The sequence below is a fragment of the Syntrophales bacterium genome, from assembly GCA_030655775.1.
Lineage (GTDB): Bacteria > Desulfobacterota > Syntrophia > Syntrophales > JADFWA01 > JAUSPI01.
Genome location: JAUSPI010000038.1, coordinates 1 through 19,819, shown reverse-complemented (window position 1 = coordinate 19,819; position 19,819 = coordinate 1). Strand labels below are relative to the sequence as shown.

The window sequence follows — 19,819 nt, the reverse complement described above, 5'->3', positions numbered from 1 at the left end:
TCTTTCTTTGTGCCTCTTTACCTTTGGTACTTTGTGCCTTTATCATACATATAAAATCAAACTAAATAGACCTTTGAAAAGCTGAAAAATGTGGTTTTGCCCATTCCCCGAATGGAAGAAAATGAGAAACAACAGATAAAAAATCAATGACCCGTTTAGAAAAATCAATTCTTTCAATAACTCAGAAATTTAACTTGGTCGCGGCGGCGGCAGTTGTAATAATGATGGTACTTACATGTGCAGATGTCATTTTACGTTTTTTCCGTCACCCGATTCCCGGCACCTATGAAATGGTTGGCCTTTTAGGGGCCATCGTTGTCTCATTCTCCCTGGCCCACACCTCAGTAATGCGGGGACATATCTCCGTTGAATTCATCGTTCAAAAACTCCCTAAAACGGCGCAAATTGTTATTGACGGTATCAACTCCCTCCTCGGTACAGCCCTTTTTGGCTTGATAACATGGCAGAGCATGTTGTATGCATCGAACCTGATGCATACCGGAGAAGTCTCGCTGACACTGCAGATGCCGATTTATCCCTTTGTCTACGGAATAGCCGTAGGTTCCGGGATGCTCTGCGTGGTATTACTGACAGATTTTTTTAAATCACTAAAAAGGACCGTACTAAAGTGACCCCCACAATTGTAGGTTTAATCGGTCTCGCTGCCCTCGTTCTGCTCATTTTTTCCAGAATACCGGTCGGTTTTATCATGGCTATAATCGGTTTTCTGGGATTCGGCTATTTAGTCTCCTTTGACGCAGCAATGAATCTCGTCGCAAAGGACATCTTTTCAGTATTCGGGTCATATAATCTGACAGTCATACCGCTGTTCGTCTTTATGGGACAGCTTTCATATCACGCAGGAATAAGCAGCAGACTTTTTGACATGGCATACAAATTTATGGGACACTGGCCCGGAGGGCTTGCTATTGCCGCGGTAGGGGCATGTGCCGGCTTCGCTGCGATTTGCGGCTCTACGAATGCAACAGCAGCTACCATGGCAGCAGTTACACTCCCCGAAATGAAGAAATACAATTATAAAGCGGGACTGGCAACGGGTGTGGTTGCCGCGGGCGGGAGTCTCGGTATACTCATACCGCCAAGCGTTATCTTCATCATCTATGGAATTATGACAGAACAATCCATAGGTAAACTGTTTATGGCAGGCATCCTGCCGGGACTGCTCCTTACAATACTTTTTATTCTAACTATAATCATCTGGACATATCTGAACCCGGAATTAGCTCCAAGAGGTCCCAAAACAACCTTCAGAGAGAAAATAGCATCCCTCTCAGGACTAATTGAGACGCTAATTCTTTTCATTTTAGTGATGGGGGGGCTCTTTATAGGATTCTTTACGCCAACAGAAGCAGGGGGTATTGGCGCTTTCGGCACCCTTCTCCTTGCCATTATCAGGCGCAACCTTTCCTGGCAGAGCTTTGTCATGTCTCTTTCTGAAACGACACGAATCTCATGTATGATACTTGTAATAGTGGCAGGCGCCACCATATTCGGACATTTTCTTGCCGTTACAAGGATCCCCTTTGATATTTCAAACTGGATATCAGGATTCAACGCACCGCCTTTTGCCATCATGGGACTGATCATCCTCTTATACCTGATAAGTGGATGTTTCATCGATGCCCTGGCACTTATTACGCTGACTGTGCCCATTTTCTATCCGGTGGTCATTCTCATCGGCTATGATCCGATATGGTTTGGAGTAATAATTGTCCTAATAACCCAGATCGGCGTGATTACCCCACCGGTCGGAATTAACGTCTATGTCGTCAGCGGTGTGGCCAGAGACGTGCCACTCCAGGTTATCTTTAAAGGTGTCCTGCCATTTCTCCTGGCATTAATAGTAGGAACGTTTCTTCTGATCCAATTCCCCCAAATCGCCCTCTTCCTTCCCAACCTGATGCGGTAAACACGATCTGTCCTTTTCATCCTATGTGCGTTTTAACTTGAAATGAAAGAAAATATTGTGGTAGTTTTTCCGAAAAAGCACTCAGGAACACATATCATGACCAGCTTGAGAACAAGGATTCTCCCCGTTCATATCATTCTCATCATAATCATCTTTTCCCTTTGCGGATGCTGCCTCTTTCCCAAAAAAGAACGGAGAGAGGAGGTCACAAGGATGCTTGTAACCGCCTATGACGCAGGCCAGGAATCATGCGGGTGGAAAAAGAAGTATGGATGTATCGGGCCGGCCGTTTATGCTTACGGACCAAATAAGGGAAAGAGAAAAAAGGTGGGAATTACCTCCGACGGCACCAAAGCAAAGAAGGGAACTATAGCAGCAGATATAAGATTATATCCTTACGGTACCAGAATGTATGTCCCCGGCTACGGCTGGGGTGTGGTTCACGATACGGGAAGCGCCATCAAGGGAAAGCATATCGATGTATTCTTCAAAGACCGCGATGACGCCATGGAATGGGGCAGAAAATACCTGGACGTTACTATCATAAGGTAATGGGAGTAAGCATTCAGCTTCTTGCCACAATATTCAAACATACTCCTCATTCCGTATTTTCAGGTTCCGCACAGAAATAAATGACAAGCTTCGCATTATAAATCACCTCTTAATCAACCTTATTCAAAAATACTCTCCTTATTTACAAATATTTATTGACATCCGGACTATAAATAGCAACATATATTGTACAATATTTATAAGGTAAGGGAGGTTTTTATGCAACGGCTTTTGCTTGACAAGGACATTAAATCTCTATCAGAATTCAGAGCACACACGGCATCGTGCATTCACCAAGTTCAACAATCAAAGCGACCGGTTGTCATCACTCATCACGGTAAAAGTGCGGCAGTACTGATCGATGTAGGTGAATTCGAAGCGCTGCTTCAAAGGCTGGAACTCTTGGAGGATATTCAGAAGGGAGAATCTCAAATTAAAGATGGCAAGGGAATTCCACACGAGAAAGCACTGGAAACAGTTCTCAAAAAGGTTTCCCGATGAAAATTCAAAGGAATTCAAGACGATTTACAGAGTAATAGAGGCAATATTGAGATAATTTTTAAAGGGAACGAATGTGAAACAATCTCTAACTTACCGCTATCAAAAAAGATTGCCGCGTCGCTTTGCTCCTTGCAATGACCAAAACAGTGATTATACAAACATCTCAACCCTCACCCCTTACTGCACATCGTTTTATCTTTTTTCTTAAATACTTCAAAGAAAAGGATAATAGCTCCGATTGAGATAGCGGAATCTGCCACATTGAAGGCAGGCCAGTGATAAGAAGCTATATAGAAGTCAAGAAAATCGACTACATCTCCAAAACGTATCCTGTCAATCAGATTCCCTACCGCCCCACCCAGTATAAGAGAAAGGGGGAAAGTAAAAAACTTCTCCTCGGCCTTGATCTTCCAGATATAGTATATAATCAACAGTATGACAGCAATGGTTACTCCAATAAGGAAAAAGGAGCGGATCATTGGCGAGGCATTGGCAAGAAACCCGAAGGCGGCACCGGTATTCCTGATATAGGTTATATTGAAGAGACCATTTATGACAGGAAACGAATCATAAATGGACATGTTTGAACTTATAAAAAACTTGGTAATCTGATCAAGAAGTACAACACATGCCACAACAACAAAAGTAAATGAATATCTTTTTTTCATTAGAGATTTCCAAGGCACTTCTCGCAAATTACTGGATGATTACCATCCACCCCTACCGTCTCGCTATAGATCCAGCACCTTTCGCATTTCTCCCCACTGGCCTTTGAAACCCCTATTTTCAACCCATCAAATTCATCACTCCGGTATGGATCTTTGATCTCATCCCTATCAATAATATTGACCTGAGATACAATCAAGAGGGTCGTTATCTCTTCGCGGCACTCTACTAAAAATTTACGAAGCTTTTCCGGGGCAAACATTTCAACACAAACATCGAGGGAATGCCCTACCACCTTCTTCTGTCTGGCAATTTCTATAGCCTTGGAAACCTCGCTCCTCAGGGAAATCAGGGCTTTCCACTTTTCATTCAAATTATCATCTAAATACTCGAGATTAACCTCAGGAAATTGCGTCAAATAAATACTTTCTTCCTTCCCATCGTAATTAGGCAGACTCGCCCATACTTCCTCCACAGTAAAGGTGAGGATCGGCGCCATGAGCCTTATCATTGAATCAAGCATTAAATACATGGCACTTTGAGCGGATCTCCGCGCCTTCGATGCAGGCCTTGAGGTGTAGAGCCTGTCCTTCAAGACATCCAGGTAAAGAGAACTCAGATCAACCGTGCAGAAATTATAGAGAGTATAGTAAACTATGTGAAACTGATAATTATCATACGCCTTAGTTACCCGCTGTATAACCTCGGTAAGTCTATGGAGCGCCCATCTGTCAATCCCCTCCATTTCATCATAGGGAACCATGTCCTTCTTACAATGAAAATCATACAGATTTCCCAATATGTACCTGCTCGTATTGCGAATTCTTCTATAGGCGTCGACAAGACGTTTCAGTATCTCATCAGAAATCCTGATATCAGACCTGTAATCCTCGGCAGCAACCCAGAGCCGGAGAATCTCCGCACCGTATTGATCGATGATTTCCTTGGAATCAATCACATTACCAACCGACTTGGACATCTTTTTCCCTTCCCCATCGACCACAAAACCATGAGTAAGAACGCTTTTATAAGGTGCCACCCCCCTGGTCCCTACAGACTCCAAAAGTGAGGAGTGAAACCACCCTCGATGCTGGTCGCTCCCTTCCAGATACATATCTGCCGGAGATCTTAGGTCACTCCGTTTTTCCAGGACTGCTGCATGGCTTACACCTGAATCAAACCATACATCTAATATATTTGTTTCTTTCTTAAAGTCCTTTCCGTGACAAACGGGACAAACCGTTCCCCCGGGCAGCAAGTCTTCGGTTTCTCTTTCGAACCAAACATCAGCGCCATATTCTCTTATCAGCTGGACTACATGATCCAATATATCCTTTGTCATCAAATCTTTTTTACAATTTTCACAATAAAATACAGTAATAGGAACTCCCCACGAACGCTGACGTGATATACACCAGTCAGGTCTGTTCTCTACCATCCCATGTATCCTGTCACGACCCCAGGAGGGTATCCACTCAACACTATCTATCGCTTTCAGGGCATTGTCCCTGAGCCTATTTTTATCCATGGAAATAAACCACTGTTCAGTTGACCGGAATATAATGGGGTTCTTGCACCTCCAGCAGTGAGGATAGGAATGGACAATATCCGACAGTCCGAGCAGTGCCCCAACCTCCTTCAGTTTCTTATTAACCGAATCATTTGCATCGAAGACAAACTCTCCGCTAAAGTAATCGACATCCGGTGTAAACTTTCCATCATCGTCAACCGGGGCATAATTATCCAGCCCGTATTTCAATCCTATTTCATAATCTTCCTGTCCATGACCTGGGGCAATATGAACACACCCCGTCCCCGCATCCAGTGTGACAAAAGGAGCAAGGACAAGAACGCTTTCACGGTCAATAAAGGGATGCTTACACTTGAACCCTTCCATCACGGAACCGGCAAATTCATCCAGGACTTCATAATCCTTACCGTTATAGCCGAAAGCATCCATACAATAATCGAGCAAATCTTTAGCAAGGATTAAGGTTTCTCCCTCAACCTTCACAGCAACATACGTAAAATCCTCATGGAAAGCGATCGCCAGATTGGCAGGAAGTGTCCACGGGGTTGTCGTCCAGATTACCACGCTGGTCTTCTTATCTTTGAGTTTCGGCCGGACGGAAGATATATCAGATATTAGTGGAAATTTTACATAGATGGAGGGAGTCGTATGATCATCATATTCAACTTCCGCCTCCGCCAGGGCGGTCTTACACGTTGCACACCAGTAAACAGGCTTGCTCCCCCTATAGACATCACCATTTAAGAAAAGTTTCCCCAGCTCTTCGACGGTCGTTGCCTCATAATCATAGTCCATGGTGATATAGGGATTGTCCCACTCCCCAAATACACCCAACCGCTTAAATTGTTCCCGCTGTATACCAACGAACTTTTCAGCATAAGCCCGGCAGAGACGTCTCTTTTCTGCCTGGTGCAGTGAAAGCGCCTTATCACCAAGCTCCTTGTCCACCTCATGTTCTATAGGAAGTCCATGACAATCCCACCCCGGAACAAAGACACTGTCAAATCCCGACATGTTCTTAGATTTTACGACCATGTCCTTGATGATTTTATTCAAGGCAGTCCCAAGATGTATATCTCCGTTCGCATACGGCGGGCCATCATGGAGGATATAAGTCTCTCTCCCTTTTGATGCCTCCCTTATTTTTTTGTAAATATCTATCTCTTCCCAAAACTTGAGTATTTCAGGCTCCTTTTGGGAGAGATTCGCCTTCATGTGAAAATCAGTCTTCGGCAGGTTCAAGGTATCTTTGTAATTCATTTAAATCTCCTATGTTTAAGACGGCTCACAACTATCACAGACAAATGATACTTTCAAGTAAAAGTAGAACAAAAAAAGCCCCTTGCCTTACGGCAGGGGCTTTTTTATGCGTTAATTGAAGCGGCAACGGCTTACATCATTCCACCCATTCCGCCCATTCCGCCCATTCCTCCTGAAGACATATCCATGCCCCTCTTCTCTTCAGGCTTTTCAGCAATCATACACTGAGTCGTAATCATCAAAGAAGCAACGCTCGCAGCATTCTGCAGGGCATACCTGGTTACTTTGGTCGGATCAATAATACCTGCTTCAATCATATCTTCGTACTGCTCTGTCTGGGCATTGAAACCAAAGGCACCTTCACGTTCCTTAACTTTCTCCGCAACAATACTGCCCTCCATACCCGCATTGTTTGCTATCGCTTTCAGCGGTTCTTCCATTGCCTTCTTGACAATCCTTACCCCCATTTGCTGATCACCTTCAAGTTTAAGTTTATCAAGAGCAGGAATTGTTCTCAGGTAGGCAACTCCGCCACCGGGAACGATTCCTTCTTCCACGGCTGCACGGGTAGCATTGAGTGCATCTTCCACTCTTGCCTTTTTCTCTTTCATCTCTGTCTCTGTTGCCGCACCAACTTTAATCACAGCGACACCTCCAACAAGCTTTGCCAGTCTTTCCTGCAACTTCTCCCTATCATAATCGGAAGTGGTCTCTTCTATTTGAGTCCTGATCTGCTTGACTCTCCCTTCAAGACTTGCCCTGTCACCGGCACCATCTATTATCGTCGTAGTATCTTTATCTATCGTAATTCTCTTGGCATTACCAAGATCCTCCATCTGCGCATTCTCGAGCTTGGAACCCATCTCTTCCGAGATAACCTTTCCGCCGACAAGAACGGCAATATCTTCCAACATAGCTTTTCTTCTATCACCAAATCCCGGAGCCTTAACGGCAGCAGCGTGGAGTGTACCGCGGATTTTATTGACGACAAGAGTAGCCAATGCTTCCCCGTCAATATCCTCGGCAATAATCAAGAACGGTTTTCCCGTCTTGGCAATCTGCTCCAGAACGGGAAGGAGATCTTTCATATTGCCAATCTTTTTATCATGAATAAGTATATAGGGGTCTTCAAGATTGACTTCCATCTTCTCCGCATTAGTGACAAAATAAGGGGAAAGATAGCCCCTGTCAAACTGCATACCTTCCACAACTTCCAGTTCGGTTACCAGCCCTTTTGCTTCCTCGACGGTTATAACACCTTCTTTGCCTACCTTGCCCATAGCTTCAGCAATAATATTCCCTACGGTTTCATCATTATTGGCCGAAATGGTCCCAACCTGGGCTATCTCCTTCTGATCTTTGGTAGGTTTGCTCATTTTTTTAAGCTCTTCCACCACTATTTCAACGGCTTTCTCGATGCCTCTTTTAATTTCCATCGGGTTGCTTCCAGCGGCCACAGCCTTTGCCCCTTCTCTGTAAATAGCCTGGGCAAGAATGGTTGCAGTTGTTGTTCCGTCACCCGCAACATCACTCGTCTTACTGGCCACTTCCTTTACCATCTGTGCACCCATGTTTTGAAATTTATCTGCCAGTTCAAACTCCTTGGCAACTGTTACGCCATCTTTCGTTACCATGGGTGCACCGAAAGACCTTTCCAAAATAACATTCCTGCCTTTAGGGCCTAAAGTCACTACTACAGCATCAGCCAGCTTGTTAACGCCATCAAGAATTGACCTCCTGGCCTCTTCATCATATTGAAGTATCTTTGCTCCCATTAATTCTTCCTCCCCTTTACAGATTAATTATTTTTCAATCACTCCGAGAATGTCGTCTTCTCTCATAATAATGTATTCGACTCCATCTATCTTGAATTCTGTTCCGGAATACTTGCTGAAAAGCACCCTTTCGCCAGGTTTAACATCAGGTTTCACCAACTTACCCTCTTCGGTTTTTTTTCCTTTTCCTACGGCGACTATCTCGCCCTCTGCCTGTTTCTCCTTGGCAGTATCGGGAATTATGATTCCCCCTTTTGTCTTTTCCTCATCTTCCAGACGCTTAACAAGAATTTTGTCATACAATGGTCTAATTTTCATCTCTAACTCTCTCCTCTCTTAATTATGATATTCTTAACTAACCTCTTTAGTTGCAATCAGCACTATATTAAACACAAATTCCACTATGTCAAGCGATGGGGGAAAATATTTCAAAAATAAACTATCGAATGTTTAAAAGAATTATAATCCCATAGAATATTTACTTCCAATATGTTAAATAGATATAAGCGATCAGTAATCAGCTATCAGCAAAACAAAAAAAAACAATATGATATCCGGTTGAGCTGAAAGCTCGGCGGCTGATAGCTGAATGCTTATTTATTGAGAGAAAATCAGCCGTGGCAGTAAATAAAAAAACAAAGCTTTTTCTTCATCTTAAGAAATGGATGGAGAAGGCGATTATAGAATATAACATGCTGGAGGAGGGAGACAGGGTGCTTGTTGCCGTCTCCGGAGGTGTAGACAGCCTTGTGTTACTTGATCTCCTCAGCGGCCCGACGTATCTTGCTGTTCCCAAATTTCCCCTGCTGGCAGTTAACATCGATCTCGGCTTCGACAACGATGACGGCAATCATTTACTTTTGGAAAGACACTTTAAAAAAAACGGTTATGACTATATAATAGAAAAATCTGACATAGGCCCTCTTGCCCACAGCGATTACAATAAGAAGAATCCCTGTTTTCTCTGTTCACGACTGAGGAGAAAAAGGATATTTGAAATGGCCGACGAGACAGGTTGTAATAAAATTGCCTTTGCTCACCATAAGGATGATATAATAGAGACACTTCTTCTCAATATTTTTTACGCACGCGAAATCAGTACCATGACACCCAATCAGTCGGTCTTCGGGGGGAAACTGCATATCGTTCGACCTCTTTCATATATAAGGGAAGATCTAATTAAGAAGTATGCGAAAGAATGTGAGCTGCCCGCTATCGAGAACAGCTGTCCCACAAGCAAGGTCTCCCGGAGAATGTATATCAAGAAACTCTTGAATGAGCTGGAAAAAGAAAATAAGGATATTAAGGAGAATATTTTCAAGGCGATGAGTAACGTAAAGACCGATTACCTGCTTTAAAATAAGGCACAAAGCACCAAAGGCACATAGGCACAAAGGGGAAATTAGATGCTCGATACTGGATATCGGGATTCGCCGCAGGCGAAGTTTTAACCAGTAACAAGCTTTACGAGTGCATCTGAATTGGTTCAAAAAAATGAAAAGCTCTGAAAAGATAATATGCCAGAATAAGATGGCAAGGCGAAACTATTTCATTGAAGACACATATGAAACAGGCATTGTTCTTGTTGGCACGGAAGTGAAGGCCCTGCGCCAGGGCAAGGGTAATCTCAAGGACAGCTACGCCCGGGTAAATGATGAGGAGATTTATTTATACGACATGCATATCAGTCCCTATTCGCACGGCAACAGGGAAAACCACGACCCGCTCAGAACACGAAAACTGCTCCTCCATAAAAGGGAAATTAAAAGACTTTACGGCAAGACAAGGGAAAAAGGACTGGCCCTGATTCCTCTAAAAGCATACTTTAAAAACGGCAAAGTGAAGATAGAGATAGGCACCGGTAAAGGCAAAAAACTACACGACAAGCGCCAGACCCTCAAGGCCAAAGCTGATAGCCGGGATATGGAAAAGGAATTCAGGAGAAAGAACCGGTAGCGAACGCGTAGGCCACAAATTCACCTTCGTGGCTGAGACTGATGTCAACCGCTGCACGGCGGTCTTTTACATAGACGATTGGAGCCCCCAGACCGCGTGCCCCTCTTGGACGGCGAATTCCAATCTCACCAGGTTTCCGATTCAAATATAATGACAGGTGCCTTTTTGCAGCCTCACGTACAGCAGATGATTCAAAATGCGGCGAGGCATTCAAGCTCTTACTTATACGCTTTACTCCCCAGATAACTGAATCTACACCCTCAGGTGATCCTGACGCTCCAATACAATGGATAGAATCATGTGTCTGGAAAGTTTTGATGAGAATTGAACCACACGGCGTACTCACAGCTCCTGACAAGGTGTAATGACCGGAACAACTTCTGCTCAATTGCATCACATCCCCATCAAAACTTACATTATATGCACGGGGAACGGAAGGAACAGCAGGATAAGATTTACTGACAACCTTGTAAGCTGATTCCTTTCCGGCCCACAATGCCCAGAGCATAACATCCGGGTTGGCCGAACTAAATATTTGCTTCTGCTCACCTTGAGTGAAAACCCGGTTTATGAAGCGTATATCCTGACTCTTTCTCCTGGTGCCTGGACTGGTCAAATCCACTATGTCGTTGCCAACACGTTGCAAAGTAGGTTTCCTCCATTGAAGACAAGCGCTTTATTATCTGCCCGGCATAATCCCGCTGTGCCCGGAGCCCCTTGTATTTTGCTTGGGGTTTAAATGTCTCTATGCTTATGGTAAAACGCTCACCAATCTTGGGAATGTTGCTGTAGGCATCCTGATGATCGCCACGCATATATACGCACATCACATGACAATCCTCATGGTTTTTAACAAAATGGCCCACTCCATACGAAAAAGTTTCCATATTTACCCGACCGGTACGTGAACGCCCTCCCTCGGTAAATATCATCAAACTCTGCTTTCTGTTCAGGACATAATCACACTTATCCAGAACAGATTTCATTTCATCCCGGTCACCACCGCGGCTGACAGGGATACATTTCATCAAATAACATATAATGACCAAGAATAAGTTGCGCTGAAAATTCGCACTTTCGGGAAGATTCCATGCAAGCAATCTATATTGAAGCATGTAACGATATAACGGCAGCATTGCTATCGCCAGAATCGCTGAATCTATCATGGTCAGATGATTTGGGCAGATAAGCCAAGGCCCCCTATGTTTTCTGAAATGAATAAGGCATTCCTTCCTTAGCTTCTTCAAATCCCTTACCCTGTATCCCATAAATATAAAAGCAAGATAAGAAAGGGGGGCAACTACAAAAACGGCCAACCGTCCCAGGGAATACTGAAGACACAATAACCATTTTACGCGACTTTTCATTGTCTGTCCTACGCTAATTTAGCCTCGATAACTCCTACAGCATCACCGATGGTCCTGATTTTATCCGCTTCATCATCATCTATCTCGATACCGAAGACATCTTCACATTTAATGATGACATCCACCAGTCGTGCAGAGTTAACCTGCAGGTCGTCTAAGATATGGGTATCTTTTGTGGCGGCCTCAAGCACGGCCACATCTTTTGTGTAAGGTTTAAGAATCTCAACTATTTCCTTCAATATTTTCTCATCCATTTTTTCAAACTCCTATTAAATTTTAAGAGATGTTTGCAGAACCTGCAAACATCTCGAAATCCATCAGAGACGAATTTCTTGACACCTTGGTTTTAAAACAAATTTATAGTTCCCTGCAGCAAGCCACAAGGAACCTTCCAAACGCAAGGAATTCCCCGTTATTTTCAGGAATTCGCTTGTTATACGTTTTTGAGGGAAATCCGAAAGGCATTCCCTCAAAGTGACACCTTCCTAAAAACTCTCATTTTATTGGTGGAATTAGCAACACTATCTGACCGGCAAAAACCGTCATGGTTATTCTTCCCACTTCTTAAAGATCAAGCAACTGTTAACATCGCCAAAACCGAAACTCGCCTTGGCAATGATTTTCAAGTCCGGATACTCCATGACTGTGTGCGGAATCTTATCTGCAAAAGCGGCAATCTCCGGATGTACATCCTCACAATTGATGGACGGGTGCAGGAACCCTTTACATAATTGTAAAATGACCGCAATACTTTCTATCGCTCCAGTCGCTCCAAGACAATGGCCGAGCATTGACTTGGTAGAGTTGATATATGGAAAGGTCTCAGGCCCCCGTTCCAGTGCCTTCGACCAATTTTCAACCTCGCCAGGATCGGCAAATGTAGCAGTCAGGTGACCACTTATTGCATCAATTTGTTGTAGAGAGATACCGGCATCAGAAACGGCACTTTTAATGCAGCGTTGCACTCCTTCCGGATTAGGTGCGGTCATCGTACCACCGTTGCGATGACCCCCACAATTGACTGCAGCGCCAATGATCTCCGCATAAATCCGGGCGCCACGTTGCTTCGCACTCTCCAGTTCCTCAAGCATCAATACACCACTGCCTGAACCGGGAATGAAACCGCTTGCCGTCGCGCTCATAGGTCTGGAAGCCGCCTCCGGACGATCATTAAACTTCCGACTGAGTACGCGCATGGAATCAAAACCAGCCCATATATAGTGAGATGATCCCTCAGATCCACCAGCCAACATACGCTTTGCCAACCCCATGCGAATGATCTTCATAGCATCGTACATTGCTTCAGTTCCCGTACTGCACGCCGAAGAGTTCGATGTAACCTGATTGCCCAATGCCAACAAACCGGCAATGCTGGCGCTTACTCCGCTATTCATTACCTGCTCAACCATGGTACTCCCAAGGCGGCGGACCTTCCCGGCATTAACCATCGGAACAATTTTCTCCCCGATCGTGTCCATACCCCCGATTCCAGAGCCAATAACAGCCCCGGTATCCCAGTCAGCATTGCCGCTGTTGGAAGGCGGCACCTTAAAGCCCGCATCAACCCAGGCATCAATAGCGGCCACAGACGCATACCCTATATTGTCGTTAATAGACAAAAGTTTTTCTTCATCAAAATATTTTACGCGAATATTATCAAAACCCTGCGGCACTCCACCTACCTGACAGGAAAACTTTAATTCCTCAAGTTTGGGAATAAATCGGATTCCTGATCGCCCCTCCCGCAGGGCATCTTCGAAAGCACCCAACCCATGGGCATTGGGAGCCACGACTCCCATTCCCGTCACTACGACTCTATTCCGCATTGAAATTACTCCCCATGCCGGCCAGTATCCCGGAGCATACTATCTGACCATTTTCCCTCTGCATACCAACCCGCGTTTTAAGATTTCCTCTGCGAAAATAAACCTTTTCGCCTCTTATTATAACCCGCTCCCCCGGACTGACGATACCTGCAAACTCTATATCATCAGCAAGAGTAAAAAGGGTTATCATCTTCCCTGTTTGCTTATTAAGTACATTTTGCTTCATAAGCAGGTAAATACCGAAGGCAACGACACCTGTTTGCGCCATTGTTTCGATAAGAATCACCCCGGGCGTGATCGGATGGTCGGGAAAATGACCCTGATAAAAAAATTCATTTTCACGAAAACGATATGCCCCAACAATGTATTCATCATTCAATTCCAGTATCTCATCAATAAACCGAAACGGACTCTGCTGGGGTACAGCCTTGAGCACCTCTTCCATGGTTTTTTTATCAGCCGCCATAAAGACCACCATTTACATGAATTACGCTACCGGTAATGTAAGAACCGCGCGTGGCGAGAAACGCCACAACATCAGCAATTTCTTCAGAACTACCCAACCTGCCCAATGGAATATTCGCAAGTATCCCCTGCTTTACCTCTTCAGGAAGGTTTTGTGTCAGAGTTGTATCTATAAAGCCAGGTGCTACTGAATTGACAAGGATGTTGCGCCCGAATAATTCCTTTGCCAGAGATTTCGTAAAGGCATCAATAGCAGCTTTTTCCATGGTGTATGGAATCTGACCGGCATTGCCCGTGTGTCCTACGACGCTGGAAATGTTAATTATTCTACCACTGTTCTTGCGGAGCATAAAAAGGCGCAATATTCTTTTGGTCAAGTACCAGGCACCCCGTTGTATCGAGCGCTGCAGATCAAATTCCTCAATCTTCATCGTGTTTATGTCTCTGTTTATCGATATTCCGGCATTGTTAATCAGGACATCTACACGGCCTTCCTCACGCTGTACGAACTTGACCATCTCTTCCACCTGATCAATATCAGTGAGATCGGCTTCAACGAGAAAACCGTCTTCAATTTGAGAAAGAACTTCTCTTAATTCCTTCTCAACAACGCTTATGTAGTTAATTCCTATACGAAATCCTTCCTTCGATAGTGCACGGGAACACGCTGCACCAATCCCCGTACCGCCACCGGTTATTAAAGCTATCGGTTTTTCACTCATAAATCCTTCCCCTTAAAAGTTTCACGTCTCACGCTTAGCTGTATTTGTTCCCCTTGGTTTTAATCTCAGATCCTCAAACTTGATGCACCCGTAAAAAGTCCATTTTCTTCGCTCAGAACCATTTTGTGGATGCCGTTATTGCCCGGCTAAAAATCTAAAACTCGTGCTAACGCACTCAAACAGTTAGATTTTCTTAACGCCGGCCATTATCAGCATCTTTTTCCCAAAATGCTTAAATTACTTACGTTATTCTTCGAATTCGCTCCTAAAAGACTTTTTACGAGACTGTCAAACTTCAGATCTTTACCATTCCACCTACAGAATTTTGGGATCTCTTCGGATAATCCGGATAGGTTATTCCACTAAAAACTCCGCTCCGGGCCTGTTTTACAACCGCGATCAGTTCGTCATCTACAAAAACACTCCCGTCTCCTACAACCACACTTGCCCCCGATTCTTTCTGCTGAAAGTAGCGCTTTACCTCTATCTCATATCGAACACATTTATTATAAGGGCGGATTTGCCCGTCGAAAGAAACTTCCCCACAACCAAGCGCCCTGCCGGCACCCAATGATCCACGCCAGACACAGTAAAAACCTAATAATTGCCAAATGGCATCCACACAGAGACACCCCGGCTGCACAGGATCACCGAGAAAGTGGCACTGGAAATACCAGGCGTCAAGTTTTATGTCCTGTTCAGCTACAATGAACCCCCTGCTGCCGTTACTTTTGAAAGAAGTAATGCGATCCATCATAAGAAAAGGTGGCGTAGGAAGATGAGCATCAAAGCCATCAGGTGGATCTTCCACGAGATTCCCGTGAGAAAAAGCGAGCAGATCCTTCAATTCAAAATGATCTTGTTCCATAAATTCTATATATTTCATCAATCAACCCCGGCTTTCATAAGAAATCGAAAGGCTCTTCGATGCACTATTTGCAAAAATTAACAGGCTAAACGGGCAATGCCCTCGCCATGCATTTTCATCAATACTGACTGCCAAACGCTTACCATGGTTATTGCTGACCGCTTGCTTCAACTTCCAGCATCATATGAACCCAGGTGAACCCGGACCCTACCATCGCCATGGCAACACAAACTCCAGGAAGCAGATCGTCCCAGTGCTGGCTTAAAACACCTGACGCACCGGCACATCCCGTATTTCCGAAGTCCGCCACATTATGCCAATGATTACTCTCCTCAATCCCACAACGCTGACACACAGTCTTCAGCATGCCAAGATTAGCCTGATGCCCTATAAATTTTAATCGTCCTGAATTCACCGAAAAGGATGATTGCAGTTCACGCAGACACTCTGTGGTTTTGCGAATGGCAAACCCCTGTACCGCATTTCCCTCCTGATGGAAATATCCCATACGGGGAACAACCACTTTATCCCAGGAAGAAGGCCTCGAGTCATAACTACATCCAACAAATCCCATTCTCGAAGGAACAGATGCGGAAACTATCGTTGCGGTACCACCATCTCCCCAGAGAACAGCTGCGCTACGATCGGAATAGTCCACACAGCGGGTAACATTATCAGGATTAACAATCAAAACATAAGGGGGCAAGGACTCCGGCTTCATCATCCAGAGGAAGTTAATCTGCATGCCAAAACTGGTACATGCTGAGTTGAGGTCAAAGCATGGTGCTTCAATCCCCAGTTCTGCAGCCACTGTGGTCGCCTCCGCTGGAGATGCATAATCCGGGACAGAACTTCCCGAAATGACCAGACCAATGTCCTCCAGTTTCAATCCTGCTCGTTTAAGCGCCATCCGAGCAGCTGCAGCCGCAGTTTGTGCATTGGTATACACCGCTGCTTCAATTGCCTCCCTCGGATCTTTGTTTTTTGTTGCCCTGATATAATCCAGTGGAAGTACCGTACGGCGGTTATTAATACCGACACGTTCCAAAATCCATTCTTCGCTGGTGCCGATATCCAGATCCTCCAGGAACTTATTGGATATGACATTCTCAGGATGAAAATGACCCATGCCATGGAGATACAGTTTATCCGATGAATTATGCATTTAATATCACCCCAATTCACGACCAATTATCATGTTTTGAACTTCCCTAACCCCTTCATAAATATCGATGATATGGGCATCCCTTACCAGTTTTGAAATTTCATACTCTGACATAAACCCGTAACCACCATGAAGATGAAGTCCTTCGTTGGCACAGAAAAGAGCCGCTTCTGCTCCAGCATTTTTGGCCAGTGACGCATATCTGCCTCTGGCAGGATCTCCTTCTTGTACCATAACGGCTGCTTTCATAAGTGCCAGCTCAGCCAGTTCTACTTTTTTCCACATCTGCACCAACATGTCCATCGCCACCGGCATGTCACAAATTCTCTGCCCGAATTGTCTGCGTTCCTTTGTATATTCCAACGTTATATCAAACGCTCTTCTTGCAAGACCGACCCCGATAGCCGCAATCATCGGTCTTGCGTAATCAAGGACGCCGATCAGATAATTGAACCCTCTCCGCCTGTCACCAATGATCTGATGACTATCTACTACGACATCCTCAAATGTTACGCTTGCAGTATTTGACAAACATTGTCCAAGCTTATCCTCCGGTTTACCGGTAAATATTTTCCCTCCATTTTTTAAGAAAAGTTCTCTACTTCCATTAGGACTTACCTTTTCGTCTGTGATATGGGTTGTAGGGATAACGAGACAGGCCATTAACTGGCTCGTCGGTTTCCCTACTTTACAAAACACGGTAAACTGGGAGGCATAAGAAGCGTTTGTGATAAAACATTTATCCCCGTTCAGGACATATTTTCCGTCATCACTCTTTCTTATATATGTCGTCATTGCAGAATTATCAGATCCTGCTCCAGGTTCTGTAAGACAAAAAGATGCAAGAAGAGGTGCCTCGACAAAAGGTGTAAGGAACTCTTCCTTCTGTTCGTCAGTTCCCTGTTGAGAAATCACAACATTCGCCAGATCATTACACATGGCTGATGTCGAGATTCCTGTATCACCATAGGATAATTCTTCTATTATGAGTGCTGCTGATACAGAATTCAATTCATAACCTTTAATCGATTCAGGGATACACAGATTCAATAACCCCAGCTCCCATGCCTTATCGATTATCTCCCGTGGAAAAACATGCTCTTTATCCATTCTCATGACGTCTGGGAGTATCTCGTTTTTGACAAATTTGCGAATAGTATCAAGATAATCGTGCTGCTCTTCGGTAAGACTAAAATCCATAACAAATTCTCCTTTACGTTCTGTCATCAGTAAGACAAAAAAATAGCCTTCCGCTTAATTCTTCGTTCTTGCTGAAAGCCAATAGTTTACTACTACTTAATTAATCTTCAAATACTCGTTTTGCTGCTGACAGTGTTGTGATTGACGAGCACTTCACACCGATGGTCTTAAAAAAGCTTCTCAGCGGGCGGGCCGGGCCAACCTCATATATTCTGTCTGCCTTAGAAGCCAAGACACGCATATTATCGCGCCACCGTACTGTGTTACTTAACTGAGACACCAACCCGTCAACTATCTCATCAAGTTTATCTGAATGAAACCCACCGGTATAATTTGAAGTTACTTTCTTTGCACCGCTTGGTGTTAATTTCTCTTTCAGAGTATGCAATGTCTTTTTAAAGGCCTCTTCAATTGCTCTCATAAAGTAGCTGTGAAAGGGTGCACTTACATCAAGAGGTACAAATCGGAAAGTCCGTTTTTTATCTGAAGCCATAAGAAGTTTTTCCGCCTCTGGCATGGCACTGGATACTCCACTGATTACAACCTGATCTGCAGAATTTACATTCGCAACATCAACAGGAATACCCACTAAGATATCATTGATCATATTTACATCTATATTGTCTGAAATGACCGCAGACATAGATCCAACCCCCACAGGTACTGCCTCCTGCATAAGGTTGCCACGAATCTGCACAACCTTGAGAGCATCTGACAAAGGCAGGACATCCGCAGCAACAAGGGCTGTATACTCACCGAGACTGTGACCCCCGAAAAACGAAGGTGAAAAGTCATATAGAAATTTCAAGCCCTGCAGCATAGCAATCTCGGTTGTCAGAATGCACGGCTGAGCATACTCAGTAAGATTGAGCCGCTCATCCGTGCCAAAGCACATGGCAGCCACATCCCATCCGAGCGCATCAGAAGCCTCACGATAGGTATCACGGCTCACCGGAATATTGTCATAAAAGTCCTTTCCCATACCGAAGCGCTGAGACCCCTGACCGGGAAAAACCACTGCTATTTCTTGCTTTATCATAATAACCGATTCCTTTTAAATATATTAGAATTGTCGAAAAATTGTTTCGAGCAAGAACTTGGCCCGTACTTGATACGGGGAAGAATTGTATTTTTTAAAACTCTCCTTACGTTCTTTAACCGCCATCAATATATAAACACCCACAGCAGAACCCAACGAAATAAAAAGCTTGGTCAATCCACTCTCAATACCAATAACCTTTTCGCAAACAAACCAAACAACCAGATAAGTCACAGCGGTTAATATTTCCTGCATCATTTTGCCCTTTCACAACGTGAAACCAAAAGTCCCAGAGCCTTTGAGAATTTTTGGTGAATTTTATAAAACTATCATCAGCACTAACACTCCTCGACTAAGCACTATCTATGCCAAAGCATACCACAAATGTCTCCAAACACTGTAACCTATTGTACTTATTGAATGACTCCTCATTAAAACCCTCTTGTCCAGAACTATCACATCAGACTTTTTAGGGCTCATAATGTGTAATTTCCTTCACAGTGGAAATAAAACTACACAGTAAAAAATTCTGTTAGCTAAATTTTAAAAGTGAACTGTTTAAAGATTAAAAGTGAACACCCTTCAGATCGCTGTTCTTAACTCTCTGGATATCGATAAGGTTATCGTCACACCAGAATCTAACCTCAGATATATCCTTGTTCAGAGGATAAATACGAAGCGTTACCCTTTTTCCTGGAGTGGCATTATTAACCTTCAGCTGCAGATTATTAACAGATATTCTTCTATAAGAATCAATAGTTCTTTCTATCCGCAGGCAAAAGATATCTTTCACAGATTGATAAGTTGGTCTTACTCTAAACTCTCGGAATAAAGACCTCTTTTCCTCCAGTGCTCTTTGAAAACGAAAGTAAGGAACCTCCTGAGTTGTAGAATGAATCTGACGGTAATTGTATCTGTGGATCTCACGGTCAAGAACTCTTTGAGCATCCCGCATATCAGTTACATTATCTCTCACACACGTTCGTACGATTCTGT

General features: G+C 44.1%; 22 protein-coding genes. 6 read left to right on the top strand and 16 right to left on the bottom strand.

What is annotated here, in order from left to right; translation table 11 throughout:
* Positions 1-146 precede the first annotated feature (146 nt).
* The 4 genes from Q7J27_02155 (at position 147) to Q7J27_02140 (ending at position 2,983) form a co-directional block, all read left to right on the top strand.
* On the top strand, positions 147-632 hold the full coding sequence (locus tag Q7J27_02155; GenBank protein ID MDO9527943.1) for a TRAP transporter small permease: 486 nt from the start codon (positions 147-149) through the stop codon (positions 630-632).
* Complete coding sequence (locus tag Q7J27_02150; protein ID MDO9527942.1) at positions 629-1,930, top strand: TRAP transporter large permease; 1,302 nt, start codon at positions 629-631, stop codon at positions 1,928-1,930. Before Q7J27_02155 ends, Q7J27_02150 begins: the two co-directional genes overlap by 4 nt.
* Positions 1,931-1,972: 42 nt before the next feature.
* Positions 1,973-2,482 (top strand): 3D domain-containing protein, encoded by a 510-nt coding sequence (locus Q7J27_02145; protein ID MDO9527941.1) that lies wholly within the window; start codon positions 1,973-1,975, stop codon positions 2,480-2,482.
* Between the two features lie 219 nt (positions 2,483-2,701).
* Positions 2,702-2,983: a type II toxin-antitoxin system Phd/YefM family antitoxin gene (locus tag Q7J27_02140; GenBank protein MDO9527940.1), complete on the top strand. Its 282-nt coding sequence runs from the start codon at positions 2,702-2,704 to the stop codon at positions 2,981-2,983.
* A gap of 170 nt (positions 2,984-3,153) precedes the next feature.
* On the opposite strand, the gene lspA is transcribed toward Q7J27_02140, so the two are convergent.
* The 4 genes from lspA to Q7J27_02120 all read right to left on the bottom strand — a co-directional run bounded on the left by lspA (position 3,154) and on the right by Q7J27_02120 (position 8,533).
* A complete protein-coding gene (gene lspA, locus Q7J27_02135) occupies positions 3,154-3,651 on the bottom strand; it encodes a signal peptidase II (GenBank protein MDO9527939.1) in 498 nt (165 codons plus the stop codon).
* A complete protein-coding gene (ileS, locus tag Q7J27_02130; protein MDO9527938.1) occupies positions 3,651-6,440 on the bottom strand; it encodes an isoleucine--tRNA ligase in 2,790 nt (929 codons plus the stop codon). The genes lspA and ileS overlap by 1 nt, the downstream gene beginning before the upstream one ends.
* Before the next feature lie 131 nt (positions 6,441-6,571).
* The gene (gene groL / locus Q7J27_02125) at positions 6,572-8,215 is read right to left on the bottom strand and encodes a chaperonin GroEL (protein MDO9527937.1); all 1,644 of its coding nucleotides are present in this window, start codon (positions 8,213-8,215) and stop codon (positions 6,572-6,574) included.
* A gap of 27 nt (positions 8,216-8,242) precedes the next feature.
* Positions 8,243-8,533 (bottom strand): co-chaperone GroES, encoded by a 291-nt coding sequence (locus Q7J27_02120; protein ID MDO9527936.1) that lies wholly within the window; start codon positions 8,531-8,533, stop codon positions 8,243-8,245.
* Between the two features lie 299 nt (positions 8,534-8,832).
* On the opposite strand from Q7J27_02120, the gene Q7J27_02115 reads away from it, so the two are divergent.
* On the top strand, positions 8,833-9,573 hold the full coding sequence (locus Q7J27_02115) for an ATP-binding protein (protein MDO9527935.1): 741 nt from the start codon (positions 8,833-8,835) through the stop codon (positions 9,571-9,573).
* A gap of 136 nt (positions 9,574-9,709) precedes the next feature.
* The gene (gene smpB / locus Q7J27_02110; GenBank protein ID MDO9527934.1) at positions 9,710-10,171 is read left to right on the top strand and encodes an SsrA-binding protein SmpB; all 462 of its coding nucleotides are present in this window, start codon (positions 9,710-9,712) and stop codon (positions 10,169-10,171) included.
* On the opposite strand, the gene Q7J27_02105 is transcribed toward smpB, so the two are convergent.
* The 12 genes from Q7J27_02105 to Q7J27_02050 form a co-directional block, all read right to left on the bottom strand.
* Positions 10,152-10,793, bottom strand: coding sequence for a 4'-phosphopantetheinyl transferase superfamily protein (locus Q7J27_02105; protein ID MDO9527933.1), 642 nt, complete (start codon positions 10,791-10,793; stop codon positions 10,152-10,154). The genes smpB and Q7J27_02105 overlap by 20 nt on opposite strands.
* Entirely contained in the window at positions 10,717-11,538 is an 822-nt protein-coding gene (locus tag Q7J27_02100; protein ID MDO9527932.1) for a lysophospholipid acyltransferase family protein, read from the bottom strand. The genes Q7J27_02105 and Q7J27_02100 overlap by 77 nt, the downstream gene beginning before the upstream one ends.
* 8 nt (positions 11,539-11,546) lie before the next feature.
* Positions 11,547-11,792, bottom strand: coding sequence for a phosphopantetheine-binding protein (locus Q7J27_02095; protein MDO9527931.1), 246 nt, complete (start codon positions 11,790-11,792; stop codon positions 11,547-11,549).
* Between the two features lie 294 nt (positions 11,793-12,086).
* Positions 12,087-13,364 carry a beta-ketoacyl-[acyl-carrier-protein] synthase family protein gene (locus Q7J27_02090; GenBank protein MDO9527930.1) on the bottom strand — a complete coding sequence of 426 codons (1,278 nt, stop codon included), beginning with the start codon at positions 13,362-13,364 and terminating at the stop codon, positions 12,087-12,089.
* Positions 13,354-13,830 carry a beta-hydroxyacyl-ACP dehydratase gene (locus Q7J27_02085; protein MDO9527929.1) on the bottom strand — a complete coding sequence of 159 codons (477 nt, stop codon included), beginning with the start codon at positions 13,828-13,830 and terminating at the stop codon, positions 13,354-13,356. Before Q7J27_02085 ends, Q7J27_02090 begins: the two co-directional genes overlap by 11 nt.
* Positions 13,820-14,551 (bottom strand): 3-oxoacyl-ACP reductase family protein, encoded by a 732-nt coding sequence (locus Q7J27_02080; protein MDO9527928.1) that lies wholly within the window; start codon positions 14,549-14,551, stop codon positions 13,820-13,822. The genes Q7J27_02085 and Q7J27_02080 overlap by 11 nt, the downstream gene beginning before the upstream one ends.
* A gap of 295 nt (positions 14,552-14,846) precedes the next feature.
* Complete coding sequence (gene fabA / locus Q7J27_02075; protein ID MDO9527927.1) at positions 14,847-15,437, bottom strand: bifunctional 3-hydroxydecanoyl-ACP dehydratase/trans-2-decenoyl-ACP isomerase; 591 nt, start codon at positions 15,435-15,437, stop codon at positions 14,847-14,849.
* A 130-nt stretch (positions 15,438-15,567) separates the two neighbouring features.
* Positions 15,568-16,584 (bottom strand): 3-oxoacyl-[acyl-carrier-protein] synthase III C-terminal domain-containing protein, encoded by a 1,017-nt coding sequence (locus Q7J27_02070; GenBank protein ID MDO9527926.1) that lies wholly within the window; start codon positions 16,582-16,584, stop codon positions 15,568-15,570.
* Between the two features lie 6 nt (positions 16,585-16,590).
* Complete coding sequence (locus Q7J27_02065; protein MDO9527925.1) at positions 16,591-17,784, bottom strand: acyl-CoA dehydrogenase family protein; 1,194 nt, start codon at positions 17,782-17,784, stop codon at positions 16,591-16,593.
* 100 nt (positions 17,785-17,884) lie between these two features.
* The gene (locus Q7J27_02060) at positions 17,885-18,823 is read right to left on the bottom strand and encodes an ACP S-malonyltransferase (protein ID MDO9527924.1); all 939 of its coding nucleotides are present in this window, start codon (positions 18,821-18,823) and stop codon (positions 17,885-17,887) included.
* A gap of 24 nt (positions 18,824-18,847) precedes the next feature.
* Entirely contained in the window at positions 18,848-19,081 is a 234-nt protein-coding gene (locus tag Q7J27_02055; protein ID MDO9527923.1) for a hypothetical protein, read from the bottom strand.
* A 307-nt stretch (positions 19,082-19,388) separates the two neighbouring features.
* A partial coding sequence (locus Q7J27_02050) for a hypothetical protein (GenBank protein ID MDO9527922.1) occupies positions 19,389-19,819 on the bottom strand: 431 nt, incomplete at its 5' end.